19 protein-coding genes are annotated in these 20,371 nt (G+C 40.6%); 10 read left to right on the forward strand and 9 right to left on the reverse strand.

Annotated features, from left to right (window positions below):
• Positions 1-65: 65 nt before the first annotated feature.
• Both FNH22_RS05510 and FNH22_RS05515 read right to left on the reverse strand, forming a co-directional pair.
• Positions 66-419 (reverse strand): PleD family two-component system response regulator, encoded by a 354-nt coding sequence (locus FNH22_RS05510; protein ID WP_143397344.1) that lies wholly within the window; start codon positions 417-419, stop codon positions 66-68.
• The gene (locus FNH22_RS05515) at positions 397-4,455 is read right to left on the reverse strand and encodes a chemotaxis protein CheB (RefSeq protein ID WP_143397345.1); all 4,059 of its coding nucleotides are present in this window, start codon (positions 4,453-4,455) and stop codon (positions 397-399) included. Before FNH22_RS05515 ends, FNH22_RS05510 begins: the two co-directional genes overlap by 23 nt.
• A 439-nt stretch (positions 4,456-4,894) precedes the next feature.
• Between FNH22_RS05515 and FNH22_RS05520 the strand changes: the two genes are divergently transcribed.
• The 4 genes from FNH22_RS05520 to FNH22_RS05535 all read left to right on the forward strand — a co-directional run bounded on the left by FNH22_RS05520 (position 4,895) and on the right by FNH22_RS05535 (position 8,701).
• Positions 4,895-6,844: an OmpA family protein gene (locus FNH22_RS05520; RefSeq protein ID WP_143397346.1), complete on the forward strand. Its 1,950-nt coding sequence runs from the start codon at positions 4,895-4,897 to the stop codon at positions 6,842-6,844.
• 76 nt (positions 6,845-6,920) lie between these two features.
• The gene (locus FNH22_RS05525; protein ID WP_143397347.1) at positions 6,921-7,364 is read left to right on the forward strand and encodes a hemerythrin domain-containing protein; all 444 of its coding nucleotides are present in this window, start codon (positions 6,921-6,923) and stop codon (positions 7,362-7,364) included.
• Between the two features lie 466 nt (positions 7,365-7,830).
• Positions 7,831-8,256 (forward strand): DUF2267 domain-containing protein, encoded by a 426-nt coding sequence (locus FNH22_RS05530; protein WP_143397348.1) that lies wholly within the window; start codon positions 7,831-7,833, stop codon positions 8,254-8,256.
• A gap of 10 nt (positions 8,257-8,266) precedes the next feature.
• Positions 8,267-8,701 (forward strand): hypothetical protein, encoded by a 435-nt coding sequence (locus FNH22_RS05535; RefSeq protein WP_143397349.1) that lies wholly within the window; start codon positions 8,267-8,269, stop codon positions 8,699-8,701.
• Between the two features lie 20 nt (positions 8,702-8,721).
• Here the strand turns inward: FNH22_RS05535 and FNH22_RS05540 are convergent, their stop codons facing one another.
• Complete coding sequence (locus tag FNH22_RS05540) at positions 8,722-9,102, reverse strand: pyridoxamine 5'-phosphate oxidase family protein (RefSeq protein ID WP_185154084.1); 381 nt, start codon at positions 9,100-9,102, stop codon at positions 8,722-8,724.
• 259 nt (positions 9,103-9,361) lie between these two features.
• Between FNH22_RS05540 and FNH22_RS05545 the strand changes: the two genes are divergently transcribed.
• From FNH22_RS05545 to FNH22_RS05560, 4 genes are all read left to right on the forward strand, one after another.
• Complete coding sequence (locus FNH22_RS05545) at positions 9,362-10,102, forward strand: hypothetical protein (RefSeq protein ID WP_143397351.1); 741 nt, start codon at positions 9,362-9,364, stop codon at positions 10,100-10,102.
• 53 nt (positions 10,103-10,155) lie between these two features.
• Positions 10,156-11,091: a murein L,D-transpeptidase gene (locus tag FNH22_RS05550; protein ID WP_255518004.1), complete on the forward strand. Its 936-nt coding sequence runs from the start codon at positions 10,156-10,158 to the stop codon at positions 11,089-11,091.
• 4 nt (positions 11,092-11,095) lie between these two features.
• Positions 11,096-12,028: a D-Ala-D-Ala carboxypeptidase family metallohydrolase gene (locus tag FNH22_RS05555; protein ID WP_143397353.1), complete on the forward strand. Its 933-nt coding sequence runs from the start codon at positions 11,096-11,098 to the stop codon at positions 12,026-12,028.
• A 143-nt stretch (positions 12,029-12,171) separates the two neighbouring features.
• Positions 12,172-12,555: a PRC-barrel domain-containing protein gene (locus FNH22_RS05560; protein WP_143397354.1), complete on the forward strand. Its 384-nt coding sequence runs from the start codon at positions 12,172-12,174 to the stop codon at positions 12,553-12,555.
• 168 nt (positions 12,556-12,723) lie between these two features.
• Here FNH22_RS05560 and FNH22_RS05565 read toward each other — a convergent pair whose 3' ends face one another.
• Complete coding sequence (locus FNH22_RS05565) at positions 12,724-13,155, reverse strand: DUF2383 domain-containing protein (RefSeq protein ID WP_185154085.1); 432 nt, start codon at positions 13,153-13,155, stop codon at positions 12,724-12,726.
• Positions 13,156-13,386: 231 nt separating this feature from the next.
• Between FNH22_RS05565 and FNH22_RS05570 the strand changes: the two genes are divergently transcribed.
• Complete coding sequence (locus FNH22_RS05570) at positions 13,387-14,406, forward strand: NAD(P)-binding domain-containing protein (RefSeq protein ID WP_143397356.1); 1,020 nt, start codon at positions 13,387-13,389, stop codon at positions 14,404-14,406.
• Positions 14,407-14,495: 89 nt separating this feature from the next.
• Here the strand turns inward: FNH22_RS05570 and FNH22_RS05575 are convergent, their stop codons facing one another.
• Complete coding sequence (locus FNH22_RS05575; RefSeq protein WP_185154086.1) at positions 14,496-15,926, reverse strand: M48 family metalloprotease; 1,431 nt, start codon at positions 15,924-15,926, stop codon at positions 14,496-14,498.
• Positions 15,927-16,229: 303 nt separating this feature from the next.
• On the opposite strand from FNH22_RS05575, the gene FNH22_RS05580 reads away from it, so the two are divergent.
• Positions 16,230-16,622, forward strand: a complete 393-nt coding sequence (locus tag FNH22_RS05580; RefSeq protein ID WP_185154087.1) for a PepSY-like domain-containing protein — start codon at positions 16,230-16,232, stop codon at positions 16,620-16,622.
• Positions 16,623-16,659: 37 nt separating this feature from the next.
• On the opposite strand, the gene FNH22_RS05585 is transcribed toward FNH22_RS05580, so the two are convergent.
• The 4 genes from FNH22_RS05585 to FNH22_RS05600 form a co-directional block, all read right to left on the reverse strand.
• Complete coding sequence (locus FNH22_RS05585; RefSeq protein WP_143397358.1) at positions 16,660-17,949, reverse strand: DUF2254 domain-containing protein; 1,290 nt, start codon at positions 17,947-17,949, stop codon at positions 16,660-16,662.
• Positions 17,946-18,959, reverse strand: a complete 1,014-nt coding sequence (locus tag FNH22_RS05590) for a DNA topoisomerase IB (RefSeq protein ID WP_143397359.1) — start codon at positions 18,957-18,959, stop codon at positions 17,946-17,948. The genes FNH22_RS05585 and FNH22_RS05590 overlap by 4 nt, the downstream gene beginning before the upstream one ends.
• A gap of 13 nt (positions 18,960-18,972) precedes the next feature.
• Positions 18,973-19,866, reverse strand: coding sequence for a mechanosensitive ion channel family protein (locus tag FNH22_RS05595; protein WP_143397360.1), 894 nt, complete (start codon positions 19,864-19,866; stop codon positions 18,973-18,975).
• A 74-nt stretch (positions 19,867-19,940) separates the two neighbouring features.
• The gene (locus FNH22_RS05600) at positions 19,941-20,369 is read right to left on the reverse strand and encodes a hypothetical protein (protein ID WP_143397361.1); all 429 of its coding nucleotides are present in this window, start codon (positions 20,367-20,369) and stop codon (positions 19,941-19,943) included.
• Between the last annotated feature and the right edge of the window lie 2 nt (positions 20,370-20,371).

Below are 20,371 nucleotides of genomic sequence, written 5' to 3' on the forward strand. Positions count from 1 at the left end.
GAAGTGTGAATACTGCATTTCATGCATAATGAAGTGCAGTTATTCATTTTATAATAAACGGTACTTCACAAATACTCTTTGACCCGCAATTTAAAATCTTTTACATCAAACGGTTTTTTGATACATCCGTCGGCTCCGACTTCCGCACATATTTCTTCTAATTTATCGGTTGCGGAAAACAACAAGACTGGTATCTGAGTGGTCTGCTCATTCGCCTTTAGCTCTCTCACAGCTTCTTTTCCACCTATATCCGGTATCCACAGATCCATGAGGATTAAATCCGGTTTTTCCATTAACACAAGACCTGTAATGTCTGTTATTCTATTGGAAGATGAAAAGCTGATCTTCATGGCCGAGATGATGATCTGCATCAATGTAGTGATATCACCATCATCGTCACATAGCAGTATTTTCTTCATCCGTTGTGTGGTTTAATGGTAGTGTAAAATAGAAAATAGATCCTTCTTTCAGCTTGCTTTCCACCCATACCTTTCCATGATGAAGATGAACAATTTCTTTGGAAATATTCAAGCCTATGCCCAGTCCGGATATTTTATTCTGATGTTCCGAAACCCTGTAAAATCGATCGAATACATTGTCTAAATCAGTCTCAGGAATACCAATACCAAAGTCCTGAACAGAGATCTCGACATAATCCATTTTCTTTTTTAATGAAATAATCACCTCCTTCGACTCAGGAGAATATTTGATGGCATTGTTGATCAAATTTACCAGTACCTGCTCAACCCGTGCCTGGTCAGCGTGAACAAATACATTTTGCCTGCCAATTTCAGTATTGATCTTATGAGACTTTGATGTAACCTGCAGGTTGTCCACCACATTTTTAATGAGTGCTGTTATTGACATCTGTGTTTTTTCCAGGGTAAGCTTACCCCTCTGTATCCTGGAGATATCCAGCAGATCAGAAACAAACTTCTCTAATTTCCGAACACTATTATTCGTTTTTTCCAGGTAATTGGAGGCAAGGTCATCACCTGAATTTTCCAAATGTTCCTGCAAAAGCTGTGTATACGCCTTTACACTGGTGAGTGGCGTTTTCAACTCATGACTAGCCACTCCCATGAAATCATCTTTATTTTTCTGAGATATCTTTTGTTCATTTATATCGGTGCATGAAACCACAAGTTTTGAAAAGACATCCTGGTCATCACGCATTGGAAGTGCATGGAGCATATGCCAGCAATACTCCCCATCCCAATTTTTAAATCGATATTCGCCTCTTACTCTTTTCCCTTCTGACAGCGCCAAAGCCATCCTTTTCCTGAAGTCATTTTTTTCTTCAGGGTGTACACTTTCCTCAATAAAACCTAATTTTTTCACGGCCTCAAGCCCATAAAACTTCAGTCCCGAATCATTCATAAATTCAATTTCACGTTGGGGCAACAATACCCATACATGCTGCGGAAGTGTCTCGGAGATCAGTCTCAAAAATTGCTCTTCTTCTTCTACTTTAAATCTCTTTTCAACCTGATTCGTCACATCTACTGCATGGGATATAATACTTTTAAACGGTTGGTCTTTTTCTATTATACTTCTGTAGGTGAAGTTGAAATACCGCGTCTCAACCTCTCCATTCCCTTTATAATCTATGACCGCAGCTACTTCTTTCCGGGTTATTCCCTTTCCGGTGGTTCGCACTTTGAGCATTAAGTCCAGGAACCCCTGTTCTTCCACCTCCGGGAGTACTTTTGCCAATTGCCTGCCTGAAAGTTCCCTCTTGGGGAACAAGTTCTTGAAGCTTTTATTTGCATATGAGATCTTAAAGTCCTCACCGGAAAATATAGCGATCAGTTCAGGGGAATCATCAAACACTTTTTTCCAAAGCTTGCTCTGATCTTCCGCCTGATCGTAAGCTTGCTTTAACGCTATTTCGTACCTTTTTTTATCGGTAATATCGATAAAACTCAATGATACGTTCTCAATGAACTTGTTATTATCGCTCTCCACCGGCGTGTAATTGAACGCCAGGTACCGTTGCTGCCCTTTATTATCAATGACTTCCTGTTCAAAGGAAGTCTGCTTACCTTTTAATGCCTCTTGAAATCTTTTATGAAATTTCTGCAAATATTCACTTGGGAGAATATCAATATAGATAACCCCCTCCGTTAACCTGACATTGAATAACTCTTTGTATAAACCAAAAGCATAATTATTGAATAACAGCACGTTATAATCTCGATTAATGAGAATAAAAGCCTGTTGTGTATTGTCTAATAAGCTTTTAAAATTATTTTGAGATTTTTTAAGTACTACACTTTGTTCCTCGATTTTATGTGTAGCTGAGCGTAACTCGTTGTAAGCCACATTCAGTTCCTCGTTGGTAGCCTGAAGTTCTTCATTAGAAGTCTCCAACTCTTCATTTGAAGCTTGTAATTCTTCATTTGAAGATTGTAGCTCTTCATTGAGAGACTGTAGTTCTTCGTTGGAAGTTTCCAATTCTTCCACCAGTGTATTCAGATGCTCCTTGGTAGTAGCCAGCTCATCTTCCAGTTCTGCAATAATAGGTCCGGCGTCCTTTGCGCTGTCTGACTCCATAGAATCACGATGTGTATGATCGTTTTGATCAGCATTTTCAAAGGAAACAATAAAATAAGGCGATTTCGGTTTTGAATAAAGTGTAGGTTGCACTTTAAGGCGCGTGTATCTGACCTCATTTTCACGCTCCAGCTTCCTGTAATTACCTTTTACCATAGCCAGCGAATTATGAGCCATTCCAACCAGCGTTCGCAGGTCCAACCTCAAGTCTTTATGGATCAATTTAATAGCATTGAAATTAGGCGTGCCATGTTGCAAAGTGAGGTAGAAGCTCACATCCTTATTGATCTCGACAATATTTAACCCATCATCCACAACGATATACGGATGCTCATACCCATTATAAAAAGTCTCCTTGACCATATCAGTGACGGTCATCACCTGGTTGAGGAGGTTTTTACTGGTTTTGGTCTTCCCAGAGCGCGCCATAGGTTGCAGCAGGGGAATATGTGAGACAGAAGAATCCGTTTGTCTTCGCCGGTAGATCTTATGCTTGAGATCCACGGTCTCATATAGATTTTTAAACCTGCCGACTGTTTCTGATTTACCTAAAAAAAGTATGCCATTGGGTTCTAGTGTATAGTGAAAAAGTGGTAAAATTTGATTTTGTAGGGCAGATTTAAAGTAGATCAACAGGTTTCTACAACTTACCATGTTTAACCTGAGGAAAGGTGGGTTAGAAGTAAGATCATGTTTTGAGAACAGGATATATTTTTTTATTTCCTGGGATACAATGTATTCGTCGTTATGCTTGGTGAAATAGGTATTTTTAAAATACTCCGGCATATTTTTCACACTATTTGCCGTGTATTTTCCAATTCTGGCTTTGTTCAGTGGTGTTTTGTCAATATCTGTGGCAAAAATCTGGACTTGTTGTGGTTTTGGGGAGCCATTCTTTATGAGGTCATCAATGACCATGGCAATGGTATAAGCTTCCTCACCGGTAGCGCACCCCGGGACCCACACTCTAAAGTTCAAATCTGAAGGGTGTTCGCTCAAACTTTGTTTAAGGACTTCAGTAAGGTTTTCAATGGAGTCAGGGTTCCTGAAAAACTGGGTCACTCCAATTAAAAGATATAAAAACAATTGATCCAGCTCTTCCGGATTATCCTTCACCTCCAAAGCATAGTCTTCCAGTGAGGTATACCGCTTATCGTGAATACGTTTTTCCAACCTGCGATGAATGGTAGAAGTTTTATACCCGCTGAAGTCTGTTCCTGTTTTCTGATGAAGTAAATTTAAAATGCGTCTGACCGATTGGACCTCGTCCTGTGAGGCACTATTGAGTTCGTTCTCATTCAAAATAGTGCTGCGATAATCATCATTCAGAAGCTTAGGTATCTCTTGCCCTATTTGGTCAGGACTAAGCACAAGATCGACCAGGTCTGATAAAATAGCTGAGTCAGGCATACCGGAGTAATTAGCCGTTTCCGGGTCCTGGGCTATGGTAAAGCCTCCATATTTTTTTATTTCCGAAATTCCCTGTGTGCCATCATGCCCTGTACCCGAAATGATAACACCTATCACACTGCTTTTATAAGCTTTGGCTAAAGAGTGAAAGAGTTTATCGACACTTGGTTTTGGTCCTATCAGGCTTGGTTTTGAAAATTTGAACTTTCCACCTATCAATTGTACGTCCGTATCAGCCGGGCAGGTATAAATGAAATTAGGTTCTATGGCTAGCCCGTGTTTTGCCTCCATTACATTCAGCCGGGTAGTTTTTTTTAACAGACTGACCAACATACTCTCATAGTTAGGACTGGTATGCTGTGCAATAATGATGGTAGTGTTACGAAGTGAATCAGGAAGCTCTTTCAGTATCGATTGCAAGGGTTCAAGTCCGCCGGCTGATGCCCCTATGGCCACAACTTGTTTCACCGCATATATACTTTTTGCCATAATATCTAATACTGGTTCTTTTTGAGATTGTCAGAAAAGGCAAATATAAGATTACTAATAAATATACACATTATTAGTATTACTAATAATTACATTACTTTCGGCTAGTATCACTGACTATAAAGTTAAGTTTAGTAGCTAGTTATCTAAACATTCAATCCAAAATAAAAACGTATAAGGCATCATTTAGCCCCACACTCTTCCCATCATCAGACCTGTAAATACCTTACCACCAAGTATATCTATATCATCAGGATCACCACTAACCTCTCGTAAAAAGTTGCCATTTATCAATGAGATTGATTGAGGCCATATTTCCACAAAATGTTGATAATAATAACCGCAATTCAACCTCAAGGACGGGTTAGGGTGGTTTTAGGGCTTCGGAATAGTTGTTGCCCTAAAAAGCAAAAAGAATTGAAATTAAACCCATAATAGTATGATACGGAAAATATTATCACTTCTATGCGGAGGGTTATGCTTTATCAGCTTACCTGGAATAGCACAAAATCCGTCCGCAAAACTAGACTCAAAACCTTTAAGAGTCTATGGCGATAGCATAAAATTTGAGGCACAGATAACTGTACCAAAACATAAAGTATTCAAGAAAGAGGGAACCTATGTGATCATGCCTGAGTTGGGGGATCATAAGTTTGAACCCATTCGAATCCCATCTTCCGAATTAAACAATGCAGCCGTTAATGGTATTGCTATCACTATCAACTCCAGTGCACCTTTTGATGAAGATATGATAGGAAACGACCTGGAAATTGAACATGAATATGAGTATAAAAATGGTCGTAAAAATGTGGAATTCAGGGACATGGACGATCTGGCCGAATGTTGTATCACTACCGGAACGCTGTTTTCTTTAAACGGACAATATGAACTCATGCAATTTGATTACCGTCCCGCTGTTCAGGTACCATTAAAGGTAGTAGCTCAAATTAATTTCCCGCTTGATGTAGCCAAATTTTCTTCCACAGAATCAACTGAGGCTGTTAATGAAATCGGTAGATACATAAAAAAATACCCTACCTCCAGCATAAAGATCAAAGGGTTTGCTTCTCCGGAAGGTACCATGGCAAGAAATAAAGAATTAGCAGGAGCCCGGGCTCAGGCCGTGAAAACCTGGTTAGTGGAAGAACTGGATAAAAAAGGCTATAGTCCCTACTTCAATGCCGATAACATAAAAGTAACAAGTGAGCAAGAAGACTGGAAAGGATTTGAATATGTATTAACTCAATCTGACTTAAGCCCGGAAAAACAAGAGGCTGTTATGGACGCCTTAAATTCTGATCTTTCAGCTGCCGATAAGGAAAAAGCTGTACTGGCCGCTTTAGGTGGTGCGGAAAATGCTGAAAAATACCTCATGCCCCTAAGACGAACCACTGTTGTTGTGTCCGATAAATATGCCAGTCGTTCAGGATATTCTCCATATGAAATAGACTCCATTAATTCAAAGTTCTCAAAAGGTGACCTGACCTTATCGGCTATGCGGGACATCTACACGCAGGAAGAAATGTTACAGGCTTCACAACGAACGAAAGCCAAAGCCGGTAAGTTGACCTTACTAAGTAGTTTTTATAAGACTTATCCGGCTGATGTAAGGGCCTACAGTAACCTGGGAGCATTAACTGCTGTAGACATGCATCGATTCGATGTGGTAGGTGGTGACGATGCACTCGTAGGGATAGGTTTTGATCGCGACATGGTAGACATTGACGAGGAAGTTGACCTGGATGAAGGTAAGTTAAAATACAAGTACAAATACAAAGAAGAAGATATAAAAAACGGTGAAAAATTGAAGTTTAAAATAAAAGAGGACCTGGCTGATGCTGAAGTGCTTCTAATGAAAGCATATCACAACGATACGGAAAACTTTGTAGCGCTTAACAACTTAGGCGCACACTACTTGACCGTAGGTGAGTACGCCAAAGCCAAAGAATATCTTGATAAATCCGCCCGATATCAGGACAGCGACGGTGTAAACTATAATCTGGGTGTTTACCACGCCAGAATGGGGAATTACAAAAAGGCGAGTGAACATTTCAGTAAAGCCTCTAAAGTTGAGAATATAGAATACAACAGAGGCTTGGCTAAATTGATGACCAACGATAACAAAGGCGCATTAAAAGACTTTCAAACTTTTTCTGAAAATAATTCGGAATATGCTCTGGGGCATTATCTGACAGCCGTTGCCGCAGCCCGGGTGGGTGATATTGAAGCAATGGTGTATGGATTAGAGTATGCCATGAACAGAAACCAGCGCTTAAGTGACATCGCATCTGAAGACTTGGAATTCCGGGATTATTGGAACGATAAACGTTTCAAGGATGCAGCGGATGACGACTTTACCGAAACCGCAAAAATAGAGGTTAAAGAATAAGAACCAGATACTGGCCAGGGGTCCGGAAAAAGTCCCTGGCTATATTAAAATCATACCCTACTGAAAAAAAAATCACATGAATATATTCGAGGCTATAAGAGAAGATCATGAGAAGCAACGCACGTTAGTCAATTTCTTAGTGAAAACTCATGGGGATACTGAAGAACGAAAAGAACTGTTCAATACGCTGAAATTTGCATTGAAAGATCATGCTGACGCTGAAGAAAAGTTTTTTTACGCACCACTGATCAAAAGTGACCTGACTCAGGACAAGGCAAGACATGGTATTGCGGAACATCATGAAATTGATGAAATACTGGCAGAATTGGATAAAACCGACATGAGTTCTCCACAATGGCTGACACTCGCGAAAAAATTAAAAAAAGAAGTCGAACACCATTTGGATGAAGAGGAACATGGGATCTTTCAAATGGCGGGAAAAGTACTCACGGATGATCAAAAGATATTACTTGCTGAGAAATTTAATAAAGCACGCAAACATACTTCTGACGTAGATTAACTGAAAATAACAACTGTTTAGAAATAAAAAATGAGCGGTCTTTTTCGCTGGAAAAGACCGCTCATTTTTATATTATACCTTCACCCGGGTTTTTCCTTCATTTGTCCTATTACTTAATACATCAAATTCTATTATTTTCTTACCCGCTTTAACGTATTCAGCAGGTACCTAGAAAATAATTTGATCATTACAGAAGTTGACATTTTTACGGCACTATTTCCTGTTGCTTTCGTTTTAAGTTGCGCATGATAATTTTATAACTGACCGTCTCGGGCACCTTCAATAACTAACGTTGAGTTACTGTGCCAAAGTTCCACGCAAAGTGGTGTTAATTCCACAATTCATAACTTATTGATAGGTAACGATTCTAAAAAAACTGCTCTTATGCTCAAATTTCAATGATCATTTCAAATCCATTCAATTGGCACAATTTGAGCATATACTTTTTGAGCTAACCCTTAATCCTATGAATACCCATCAAATTACCAAAGTTGATCACATTAATCGTATCCAACAGGCCATGGGCCATGGTCAAAGAGAAGATACACGGAAAGCCATCGGACGCGTAATGCACGTTCTTAGAGATATGCTCCCTGAAAAAGACGCATACACGCTCACGTACACCCTACCCTCAGACTTGTTGATCATTTACCTGTCCGCCTGGCCTTATAAAGGTGCCAATGAGGATATCAAACACCTTGATGAAATGGTCAGGAAAGTAAAAGAGAAAGACGCCCTGAAAACCAACAGCATTTTGCTTACTGAAATTGACGCCTTGCAGTGCACATTACTTGTGCTGGAAACCTTAGAGAAAGAGGTGGGTATTCTATCACTACTGCCCACTTCTATCCAGCTCGAAGTTCGACACGCCCTAATACACTCAGCCGCCTAATAATTCTGAAATGTTAAGGATCTACGATATGTCACAATTTAACCGACAGGTAAATAAGTTGCTGGACTTGCTTTACACCTCCGCTTATTCTTACAAAGAATGGAGCGTACATATGTCGAACCCAAAACTCATCACTACTTTTACTAACCTTTCTACGCGCCGAAAACTTCTGGCCCGGGAAATTGAACAGACACTTTCACAAGAAAGTATTCCGGTATGTAAGATCATAGAAAATACACCTCGTCACGCTTTTTTCAATAAACGAGAAGGTGAAGAGACAATACATCATTTCAGTATAATGGATTCAACCATCGCGAAGCAATACACCATTGTTAGTCGCAATAATAGCTGCTCAAAAGACTTACGTGTCCTCATCCATGAGCATCAAAGTAATCTGCTGGCCGATCAAAAAGAACTTAACAGCCAGGTATTCCAGAAAATATAGCGTTTAGCTATCTTATAATATCAGTCAGACGGCCAACGATAAATGTTCGTAACAGCAAGGTTAATTAGGAATACGTGTTTGTCCGTCTCTTTGGTCTCGAACCAGTTTCCGTTGTTTTCATTCCAGAGTTTAGCAGCCAGCTCATCATCTTCTTCCACTGATGCTTCCCCGGAAACCGCCAGAAAAAGTTCCTGTTCTGTATCTTGTACGGTAAGAACGAGGTTAGGTCTCCGCTCTAACTCACTCGCTATAACATTTTCCAGATAAGTAAATAACCTGATCTCTGAAGCCGATACGGATTGTATCATGGCTACACCCATGGTAAGACTGCCATCATCCGCCAGGTAGGTGATCATACCCATTTTGGACATGACCAATTGGATCCTTAATTCTTCATTCATAGTACCTAATTTAATAATGTAGGTAATGTTAAAATCGTGCCATAGCCTGTTTTTTTTTCTACTATAAGAGACAGGTATGTGAAAGTATAACCTATCCATGCCATCACGAAACAGGATAGAATGTTATGGAAAATAACACTACAAGTTGAGTATTTTTTTCTACGTGGCGACGTAGATCATTAAGGCAAATCACTGTATTATCCTTCATTTATCATTGGTACTTTATTTTCTTAAGGAAACTAAACCCCACATATTAACCATGAAAAGTTTTTATTTCAGGCTATTGCCGTTTGTTGTTATTATAGCAGCCTCATGCGCTTCTTCGGGAAGTGTGCAGTCCAAATTGACTTCCATTACGGATACAGTTGCTATAAAGCATATATCTCCACAGGTCATAAAACCGAGAAAGGTAAAATTGTTTTTCGTTCACCCCCATGCCACCCGGTTAACGGCTGCACTGTTTGTGCCTGGCAGGCCCGGGTCAGAACTCTATGAACAGATCTATAACGATTTGAAACGCTTGTACAGCTTTAGAAAATATAAACCGCTCTGGATACATGACCGAGGGCCGAAGCCTGTATTCAATGAACTGATAAGACAATGGAACATGGCCGAATCGCACGGAATGGACAAAGAAGATTACTACTTTTCCACACTTCTTGAACGTGTAGAGTCCTTATCATTCCTGGATGCATCGGTAGCAGAATTAATTCAATTGGACCTGGATATTACTGCCAACTATTTGCTTTTCAACTATCATATAGTGAACGGTCGTATTAGCCCGGATAAGCTAAACGGGCATTGGTTTTCGGATCGAAAACCAATTGACCTGGCGAAATGGTTATCCACCGTCAATAAGCCCTCCACTTCAACCCGGTACTTTAACCGTTTGCTCCCTAAACGAACCGAATACAAACAAATGGTTGCTTACCTGTCCTTTTACAGAAAGATAGAGAAACGGGGAGGATGGCCCGGCATACCCTATAAAATGCTAAAGTAATTGAGCCTGGCGGCTCCTATCCGTCAATACCGGCGATCCGTCGTCGTTTATTAATCACAGACCCTGTAAACAGATCTGTTTCAACAGATTCATTATTTTATGATGAGCAATTGGCCCGCGCCGTGAAACGGTTCCAGCAACGCCATGGATTAGAAGTAGACGGAAGAATCGGACGGTCCACGCTAAATGCCTTAAACATCTCCGTAAGTGATAAAATCAAAATGATCGAGTTAAACCTTGAAAGGTTGAGATGGTTACCCAAAAATTATGGACGGGAGTACCTACTGGTAAATATTCCGGAATATAAATTAAGGGCTTACCAGAAGTCTAAATTATCCCTGGTTATGGGGGTGATCGTTGGCAAAGAATACACCTCCACCCCGGTTTTCTGTGACACACTCCGATATCTCGTATTCAGTCCTACCTGGACGGTTCCTCACAGTATTAAGTCAGAGGAAATGCTACCACGTCTCCAACGAGACTCCAGCTACTATTCCGGTAAAAATTACAAGTTTTACAAAGGCTGGCACACAGATCAGGAAATTGAACCCAGTTTGGTAGACTGGTCCCAGTACTCCATCGACCACTTCCCTTTTAATGTAGTACAACAACCGGGACCTGGCAACGCATTAGGCCTGGTTAAATTTATTATGCCTAATAATCACAGTATTTACCTGCATGATACTCCTACGGATCATTTGTTTGAACGAACAGAAAGAGCATTGAGCCATGGCTGTATTCGTTTGGAAGAACCGGCATTACTGGCACAATACCTGTTACGCGACCAGAAGTCATGGGATATTAATAAAATACTGGCTGCCATGCATAAAGACGAACCGGAACGTGTCTATTTCAAAAAGAACTATCACGTTCAGCTCACTTATCTCACCTCTTTTGTGGATGAATTTGGACTGATCAATTTCAGGGATGACATATACGGACACGATAGAGCACAAATGACCGAGATAAATACGATCGCCTTGAAATAACACCATGATGAAATCACTTATTTTGATCTTGTTATGCTCTGCTCCTCTCCTGTCATATTTGAGAGGACAAGATATGGATGCAGGCTTCTTGGTAAAATTCAAAGACGAAGTGACCCCGCACCGAATTACTGGAGTATTTCTCACACCCGGCGAGCAAATGAAAATCGAAACCCTCTTTGAAGATAAAGACGAAACGTACCACCTGGTAACCAAATTTGGTACTAAAAGAACTGTTTCGAAAAACGTTTGGCAGTGGACCGCACCTGAAGAAAAAGGCATATATCCCATCGTCATAAAAGAAAGTAATGATCAGGACTCCATGTTATTAAACTGTATTGTCATGGTGCCTTTTGAACAAGTCACGGAAGGAAAGCTAAATGGATTTCGTATTGGAAGTTATCCTAAATCCACCAACGAGTTATATACCCTTCCTAAAGGATTTATTGAAGTGACAAGGGCAAATGAGCAAACACATATCTCGCCTCATTATACCCTCAAAGATTTCTTGTGTAAACAGCAGAGTGATTATCCTAAATACATTGTCCTGAAAGAACGCGGCATCTTGAAACTGGAAATGGTACAAAGCTATTTAAACAGCAGTGGATTAAGATTTAGTAAATTTCGATTCATCAGCGGCTACCGAACGCCTTTTTATAATCGATCTATTGGAAATGTTAAAAACAGCCGACACATATTCGGAGACGCCTACGATATCTATATTGATGAAAATAATGATGCACAAATGGATGACCTGAACGCGGATGGGGAAAAAGACAAAAAAGACGTACTGTACCTATACAACCGGGTCGATGAGCTATACCGGCACCCGTGGTTTAAACCTTTCATAGGCGGCTTGGGTTTATATAGAGCTAATAGCCGTCATACAGGTTTTATTCATATAGACAGCCGCGGGTATCGTGCACGCTGGGGAGAATAAAACATAAGTTGTATAAAATAGTACGACATGCCTTGTGGATATATCTCTACAAAAATTTGCCAGTAAGTGCTAAAATGAATCGCAGCTCATATGGTCGGGTTTTTGAGACAATAGTGATAAAACTGTAATTAAACCAATTAACTATGACACCCAGATTATTATCAGCAACTTCCATAGAAGGTACTCCTGTCAAAAACTCAGCAGGTGAACATATTGGAGAAATTAAAGAACTCATGATCGACTGGAGAAGCGGGACGGTAGCTTATGCTGCTTTATCTTTCGGTGGTATATTGGGCTTTGGAGCAAAGCTATTTGCCATACCGGTGGAAGCCTTCAATTTCGATGTTGACGATCCGGATGAAGGCATAATACTGGATATCAGCAAAGCCCAACTCGAAAAAGCGCCGGGATTTGATCATGATAACTGGCCGGAGCAGCCCAACTATGACTTTATAGATTCGGTGCATGTCTATTATGGTTATAAACCTTTCTCCAACAGATATTCGAAATTAGCGCCGGGAGATTAATCCATTCAATATCAAATATCATGTCCTAACCTCATCATAAATAGCCCGTTCTTTTTATACGCTCAGCATTTTGGAAGAGCGGGAAAAATCTAACGCGATTGAACTAATAAATAGGAATTATTAACCGGAAAGTAATTCTTTCTAATACATGGCGGTGTTGTTGATACTTTATTTGATGGTTTGCATTACTTCCAATCTATTGATGACCTGACGTCCCCTGATCAGTTGATCGGTCAGTAGTTTTTTTGCATCACCTGTCTCTGACAGATCACACTTCAACAATTTTTCATATTCATCCCGGGCGGCTTTTTCACCCCGAATGCATTCCCGGATAATAGCTGCTTCACTGCCTAATGAAATAGCCGTGTTCATGTCCATCCAAGTACTGTGTACTTTACCCTCATGAATAGACCTTATTCCCGAATCTTCGATTTGACGAGCCAATGTACTCATAAACTCAGATCGTTGGACAATCTGATCCTCCAGGAAGATTTTCAGTGACAGTGACCCAACGGCTTCTGCTGCCTTGTGGTAATCTCGGGTAGCATTATTGGTTTGCTTCAAAATACTATGTAAGGCATCCATTACCTCTTCATTCATGGTCATTTTGTATTTTCTTTTAACAGAACATATTCAAAACTATGCCAATGGCCCATCCGTTTGATGCTATTTGTTGTACACTATTCCTTGTCCAATCAATTCCCCAAAAAGTAGAATATTCTCCTTAGTCCTTTCTACAGCAAAGTGTTACACACAAGATTACTTCAATTTAAATCCTTGTTTTCAGCGCAGCATCCATAGGCATGAATTTTGAAAAAGGAAGTTGAACATATGAATAAAAACTTTGAAGTAGCCATTATAGGGGCCGGACCTATTGGCCTTGAAATGGCCATATCTCTTAAGTCCAGCCGTGTTTCTTACATCCATTTTGAAGCCTTTCAATTGGGGCATACCATTAATCAATGGCCGCAAGATGCATTTTCTCATAATTCCCCCGAACAAGTAACAATTGGAGGTATCCCTTTGCATTTGCCGGACCAGCAACTTTTGACCAAAGACACCTACCTCGCTTACCTGCGACAGGTGGTAGAACTATGTGCACTACATGTGAATACCTATGAGCGTGTTTTAGCGGTAAAAAAGTCAGAAACCGGCTATGAAATAAAAACGGACCGATCGATTCGTGACTACACAGTAAAGAAAATAATCCTGGCTACGGGTAACGTATATTCTCCAAACACCATCGATATCCCGGGAATACAATCCGACTACATTCGATATGACGCGGATAACATTCATCAATATTTCAAAACAAAGGTACTGATCGTGGGAGGTGGAAATGCCGCCTTAAAGGCCGCCCTGCAATGTTTTAGAATAGGAGCTTCCGTAACAATAAGTTATAGACAAAAATCCTTTGATGAGCACAAAATCAAACCTGAGGTACTGGTCGAAATCCACAGGTTGATATCGAAAAAATTGATCCGGTTCATTCCCGGATCGCATTTAGTAAAAACAATCAACCATGAAGTCTGGCTAAAGACGACCTATGGCGAAAAGAAATTATTTGCAAACTTTATACTGTTAAGAATTGGCCATCGGGCCAATATGGACTTCTTCAAAAAAATAGGCATAACACTGCAGGGTAAAGAAGAAAAGCCACAAATAGACCAGGATTCGATGGAAACTAATTTGCCCGAAGTATTTATTATAGGCAGTGTATTAAACGGTCATGAATACGGCCTGGAAATACATCAGTGTCATGATCATGTCGATAAGGTTTTAAAAGCGTTGCAACTACCCACCCCACCTGCTACAGATCTGGTTTCTCATAACCACACGTTTAGGCAGTAGTATCAAACCTATTTGAATTAAAGAATTTACTCAACAAAAATCAATGATGTTATAAGTCTGAGTGGCTATTTCTTTGGCTACTTAACCTTCTATTGCACAAGTTTGATCTTTGTACCTTTTACTACATTATCATTTAATTCCATACCATTTAAAATGGCCAGTTCTTGATAGCGACTTTTCTTAATTCCGTAGTTGGCCAACTGCTGTTGCAATAAGCGCGTACCGGACACCGTTTGTATCTTTATCCGTTCCGGTTGTCTTCTGAGTTTCGAACGGTCCGTCAGACGTTGAAAACTATTTGCGGCTACATTCAATACTGTACGGTTTTGGGCAAAATCACTTGCAGATGTAATGCCCAGAAACATATAAATACGTGAATCAAAGCTTACCAAATGAATGATACCTTTTATGGTTTGTTGTTCCTGAACCTGTTGCACATCGATCTTTATAGCAGGCATGCCATTGATAGTAGTATTGCTTTGTTTTAAACTCTCAAAATTATAATTGGTCAATACTTGTTCAGCCGCCCTGGAAAGGGTCTGTTGATTTGACAATGTAAAAATAGCCAACGAAGATCCGTCATCCGGCGCCATTTGGACCTGTTGTGGAGTATTTTGCAACTGCCAACCTTCGGGTATGTCAAAAACGAATTTGAGTTCAGGATGATAAAACTTTTCTCCTTCCACGAAACCCTGCCGGGGGTCTTCGCCGTATACCAGTCCATTTATTCTTTCCAGGTATTTATCTCTGTTAACCAGGTATGGCCCGGCTTTACTGCTCTGGCGTTTTGATGCCAGCCTGTGGACTGTTGCATAACGCTCTCCGGGTTGAGGGTGAGTAGATAAGAAATTGGGGACTGCCTGTCCGCTGTTTTCTGACATACGCTGAAGGGTCTTGAAAAAATCTGCCATTTCATGGGCGTCATATCCAATGGTAGTGGAATAAGATACCCCCAGCTTATCGGATTGACGCTCAGCGTCCCTTCCAAATTTAAGCGATAAAATACCTGTTCCTGATTGTGCCAGTTCTGAAAATTGTGCGAACCGTGGTGACAGTACGGACCCTAAGGTCAGCCCCACCTGTGTGACCATTGACCGGCTATATTGCTTGGCCGAATGTCTTGCGGTAATGTGTCCTATCTCGTGTCCTAAAACTCCTGCAAATTCAGCTTCATTATTAAAATGAGCCATGATGCCCCTGGTGAAGTAAACATATCCGCCAGGCACCGCAAAAGCATTGATCACAGGAGAATCGACAATTTTAAACTCATAGCCCAGCTCAGGACGGTGTGAAATGCTTGCCATTTCTTTGCCTTTGTCAGTAATAAAACGCTGCAAATCAGGATCATCATATAGTCCAAAATAGGCAATAATATCCGGGTCCGACGCTTTACCCATCTCCTTTTCCTGCGATTCTGACATCAACATAAAATCCCGCTTACCGGTAACGGGGTTAGTGGCACAGGACTGAAATAAAACAAAAATGATAAAGAATAAACAAGTATGTAAACGGTGATTCATGACGTAATAATTATGGTATTGCATTTAATGAGTGTCAAATGATTAACCTTTGCCAAAAATTGTTCCACCCCGGAAAAGGAAAGAGGTATGACTTTGAAAGACCCATGCCGCTCAGGGTATTGAGTAATAATCTCTACAACCTCCACAATTGTAGTATCTACAAAACACCCTATATCGCACCAGTCACCTTCACCCGATTTGGTGAGATTTTTGGGATTCTAGTATTAAACTAATCTTACGCTTATGATAATCTCAAAAAACACATCGACCATATTCTCTTATTTCATATTAGTCTTATGCTGTATGGGTCACTCTTTAGCAGTATCCGGCCAATCTGATAAGGCCCGGGATAAAGTCCAACATCTTTTTAAAAAGAAGTACCCGCAAGCAGAATCAATTCATTGGGAGAAAGATGATCATAACAACATTGAAGTTCAATTCGAACAGAATGACGAAAAGTACAGGGCAGATTTTGATCTAAACGGTAATTGGATAGAAACAGAAAAAAGCATCTCCTGGAAAGACCTCCCTAAAAAAGTAAAGGCAAGTGTTGAAAAAAAATATGATAAGGATGACATTGCAGAAATAGAATGGGTCCATCATAACAAAAAGGGGGTATTTTATGATGTAGAGTTCAAAAAGAAAGGAAAAAACAAAGATGTTGAATTCAATACTTCCGGAAAGCAGATCAATTAATCCCGGTTAATCGTTATAACCAGCAGTCTGTTGAGAATCAATTTGTATGGACAGTTTTACCAAGCATAATTACTTCGACGCGCTTTGCAATATTTTCTACATCTAACCTGGTATGTTGTTCATGACCATTCTTTTCTAACAGTGCATTGAAATGTCGTAGTAATATGGTTCTGTCATTTCCTTCCGCATCCTGAAGTAAAGTATCATAGAAGTCAAAGAGACTATCAATGATCATAGGCAATCCATCGGAAAAGTGATGGATAGGTGAAATGCAGGTATTTAATAGCTGATCTAAGGAGGGCATCGTATGGAAAACAAGTACTTTCCCCTTTTTATACTTTTCCACGTATAAGTTATTGTAAGGCAGCAAGTGAGCAAAAAGTATTGTTAATACCCGTATGGCGCGAACCGCAGTTCCCGGATCATTAATTCCCGGGCTCAGCGCTTTTACAGCGATTTCACTCGCTTTTTCCATTCCGGCACTGTAATTATCGGTGTCCGGCGGACGTTCGGTGTACTGCAGACAATTCTTAAAAATACTATTGTCCACAGATCCGTTTTCAAGATCCCATTGCAGAAGAGTACTTCCTTTTAAAACAAACTGTTCCGGCCAAATACATATTCTAAGTTTTACAGAATGCTTTTCCAAATACGTTAAAAGTTCCTGTGTTATGTTGAACTGGTAAAAACCGGGGTCTCTTGCAACAAAGCAGCTACGCCATTGAATTTGCTCATCAGCGGCTTCAGTTTTGTAATCTGTTTTAATTTTTTCTATACATGACCTGGTCTCCTTATAGATTCCTTTTAGAATGTTACCCACCTGAATGGACTGAGAGATAGCGTGTATGAAATAAATAAAGAGCCCAAGTGACCAAATAGCTGCAAGCATTGATACTAAAATCCCAAACGAAGGTACTCCCGACCCATTATCTATATTGATCATTAAGATCAACGAGTATACGATTGTACCCATGTAACAACCCAATACAAACTGGTGTGATTTCTGGGCTATTAATTGCGGAAGCACACGTGGAGATAATGAGGCCGTAGCACGGTTAAGCACCACCATCACCATGGAAAAACTGAATACGGTTAAGGATAAAATACCTCCTACTATGGTGGTAAGTACCATCCGGGCGTTTTCCGGCCCCTTGACCAAGGCGAACGCAATGGTATCATCAAACCAATGCGTATAATTATGCGTTTCGATGAACAACATACCCACGGCCAGAAAAAGGGCAGACACCCCCATAATGGTGGGAATGAAGGCAATATTGGAAATAAGCACTTTGTACAAACGTATCAATGGGGTTAGTCCTGTTTTCATGGTCTGATGATGGTTAGCATAATGTTTTCTATCTGTGATAAGCCGTTGACCTTCTCTTGCGCCTGCTCGATAAATAAGTTGGCTAGGGTGACAGGCTGGTTTTCAGTCAGGTATTGTAGTATCTCCGGATGTATGTAGTATTTGCGGCAAACGCTTACGGTATTTCCCATTTGCTTCGCGACACGCTTTACTAAAGTGGTCTCAAACTTCAACCTGCTATTCCCTTTAACGGCCTGAATGGTAGGCTCATACTCTTCCAGGGCCAACTTGGAGGCACCCCAGGTGCGGAAATCTTTAGCGCTGAATTTATCTCCTGCAAAAGTGTGCAGGTATTCATTGACGTCTGAAGAATCCATGTTCACATAGTTTCCGGAACCATTTTTATATCGAAATATTTCATATCCTGGTAATTCGGATATTTCCCGGATGAGTTTAGCCGCTTTGGCATCACCTATTTTGACCCGGCGAAGTTTCCCGCTTTTTGCCGTGTAAGCCAAAGAAAATGTGTCGTCATCAACGATCAGGTGTTTTCTTCTGAGGGTGGTAAGCCCGTAGGTTTGATTGCTTTCTGAATACTGTTTATTTCCTATCCTAAAATAATAATTGTCAAGCAGGTAAAGAATAAGAGAAATGACTTTATGCCGGGTCCATTTTTTTTCCTGCAAGCCGGCATGATAAGCTTTCCTTATTTTTGGTAGTCGTTCTCCAAAGTCTTTGAGCTTATCAAATTTAGCACTTTGGCGAAGTGCTGTCCAGTCCGGATGGTAAATGTATTGTTTTCTGTTCTTCAGGTCTTTTCCTGTACACTGCAAGTGGCCGTTTTCCAGTGGGCTGATCCAGACGTTATGCCAGGCAGGGGGAATAACGAGCGCTTTTATTCTGTCCAGGGAACCCGGATCTTTGAGAGGTACGGCATTGACATCAAGGTATCGGAACCCCCGGCCCCATCTTCTTCTTGTCCAGCCCGGATTGTCGTCGTTAAAAAAAGTAAGGCGCTGGGGGCATGTCATGAGCGCATAGTGTTTACGGCTTTGTTTTAGAGGGGTCAGAGCTAAGGGTCAAGGGAATAGGCTGTCCTTCCTGATACATTTTAAACTCGACAATATCTGCGGGTAAGCTGAAATTGTTTTTGATCAACTTAGTAACTACATTATTCATCACAGCCGTCTTTAATAGTGCAATAGACCCGGTAAAATCATAGGAATTGACCCAATAGAAAATACGGATATTGATCGTGCTGGTACTGAACTCATCCAGCTGAATGAAGGGGGACAGTTCTCCTTTGTGTTCAATGCGTTGTTCCTCTTCCAGGGCTTCCATGATCACTGCTCCGGCTTGGGTCACATCGTCTCCATAATCAATGCCAACCACAAAATCATGCCTGAGCAAACCATCTCTTGTATAGTTGATCAACGGATTTTTGATCAACATGGAGTTAGGGATAAAAATGTCTTTGCCGTCAAAGGTCCGTATATGTGTATTGCGGAAACTTAACGCCTTCACCACACCTTTCAGCCCTTCTACCTCCACAACATCTCCGATACCGAAGGGACGGCTGAACGCAAGAAAGAAACCCGCCAAAAAATTTTCTCCTATATCCTTAAATGCAAAACCAAGAATCAGCGCAGAGACTCCGGCCCCGGCCAATAAACCACCGGCAGTTTTACCCAGTCCTACCTGATTTAGAAAAACGACTATACCAATGACCAGCATGATCAGGAATACGATCCTGCCGATAAAATTGATCAGCAATTGATCGCTGATATTTTTGAGCAAGCGCCTTTTTGTGACTGATCTTAAAAGAGACCCGAGGAAGATGAAGGTTACCAATAACAAAACACCAATGGTTATGGAAGGTGTCTGAGCAATAACAGATTCCCAAAATTGTACAAAGGCCTCATTCAAATCGTTCAACATAGCGGCAAAGTTGTGTAAAACATGAAAGACCCATTTTCAGGGTCTTTCTTTCATTATCAGGTGGGTATAACAGTTTAGCCTTCTACAGCTTTTTCTATATCATCACCAATTTTTTTGATGTCACTTTTCAAATTCTCAAAACGTTTCTCAGCATCCTTTTTGAAGTCCGACCAATTGTCTTCCGTAGTGTTTTCCAATTCGTCTATATCCTTTTTTAAAGCCGCCCTTTTGTTTCTTAATTCGCCCAATGTTTCATTCCACTTTTCAGAAGCATCTTCAGAAGCGTTTTCAACTTTGCTTTCCACCTTCTCGATTTGACGGTCGATATCGTTGACAGTGTTATTCCAGTTTTTTTTGAATTCTGCCTTTTCTTCTTTCCATTCCTGTTTTACTTCATTTATCTCCGCCTCTGCGGAACGCTTAGTATTTCCATCACATTGAAAGAAAGTTATCGCTGCCATCCCTAGGAAAGCCGCAAAAAATAATCTGTTTGTCGTTTTCATAA

It is taken from the genome of Fulvivirga sp. M361, assembly GCF_007097395.1.
In the GTDB taxonomy this organism is placed as follows: domain Bacteria; phylum Bacteroidota; class Bacteroidia; order Cytophagales; family Cyclobacteriaceae; genus Fulvivirga.

What these genes read in the sequence shown, in the direction of transcription:
- FNH22_RS05510 (WP_143397344.1), bottom strand. Translation starts at nt 419, where the DNA reads ATGAAGAAAATACTGCTATGTGACGATGATGGTGATATCACTACATTG.
- FNH22_RS05515 (WP_143397345.1), bottom strand. Translation starts at nt 4,455, where the DNA reads ATGGCAAAAAGTATATATGCGGTGAAACAAGTTGTGGCCATAGGGGCA.
- FNH22_RS05520 (WP_143397346.1), top strand. Translation starts at nt 4,895, where the DNA reads ATGATACGGAAAATATTATCACTTCTATGCGGAGGGTTATGCTTTATC.
- FNH22_RS05525 (WP_143397347.1), top strand. Translation starts at nt 6,921, where the DNA reads ATGAATATATTCGAGGCTATAAGAGAAGATCATGAGAAGCAACGCACG.
- FNH22_RS05530 (WP_143397348.1), top strand. Translation starts at nt 7,831, where the DNA reads ATGAATACCCATCAAATTACCAAAGTTGATCACATTAATCGTATCCAA.
- FNH22_RS05535 (WP_143397349.1), top strand. Translation starts at nt 8,267, where the DNA reads ATGTTAAGGATCTACGATATGTCACAATTTAACCGACAGGTAAATAAG.
- FNH22_RS05540 (WP_185154084.1), bottom strand. Translation starts at nt 9,102, where the DNA reads ATGAATGAAGAATTAAGGATCCAATTGGTCATGTCCAAAATGGGTATG.
- FNH22_RS05545 (WP_143397351.1), top strand. Translation starts at nt 9,362, where the DNA reads ATGAAAAGTTTTTATTTCAGGCTATTGCCGTTTGTTGTTATTATAGCA.
- FNH22_RS05555 (WP_143397353.1), top strand. Translation starts at nt 11,096, where the DNA reads ATGATGAAATCACTTATTTTGATCTTGTTATGCTCTGCTCCTCTCCTG.
- FNH22_RS05560 (WP_143397354.1), top strand. Translation starts at nt 12,172, where the DNA reads ATGACACCCAGATTATTATCAGCAACTTCCATAGAAGGTACTCCTGTC.
- FNH22_RS05565 (WP_185154085.1), bottom strand. Translation starts at nt 13,155, where the DNA reads ATGAATGAAGAGGTAATGGATGCCTTACATAGTATTTTGAAGCAAACC.
- FNH22_RS05570 (WP_143397356.1), top strand. Translation starts at nt 13,387, where the DNA reads ATGAATAAAAACTTTGAAGTAGCCATTATAGGGGCCGGACCTATTGGC.
- FNH22_RS05575 (WP_185154086.1), bottom strand. Translation starts at nt 15,926, where the DNA reads ATGAATCACCGTTTACATACTTGTTTATTCTTTATCATTTTTGTTTTA.
- FNH22_RS05580 (WP_185154087.1), top strand. Translation starts at nt 16,230, where the DNA reads ATGGGTCACTCTTTAGCAGTATCCGGCCAATCTGATAAGGCCCGGGAT.
- FNH22_RS05585 (WP_143397358.1), bottom strand. Translation starts at nt 17,949, where the DNA reads ATGAAAACAGGACTAACCCCATTGATACGTTTGTACAAAGTGCTTATT.
- FNH22_RS05590 (WP_143397359.1), bottom strand. Translation starts at nt 18,959, where the DNA reads ATGACATGCCCCCAGCGCCTTACTTTTTTTAACGACGACAATCCGGGC.
- FNH22_RS05595 (WP_143397360.1), bottom strand. Translation starts at nt 19,866, where the DNA reads ATGTTGAACGATTTGAATGAGGCCTTTGTACAATTTTGGGAATCTGTT.
- FNH22_RS05600 (WP_143397361.1), bottom strand. Translation starts at nt 20,369, where the DNA reads ATGAAAACGACAAACAGATTATTTTTTGCGGCTTTCCTAGGGATGGCA.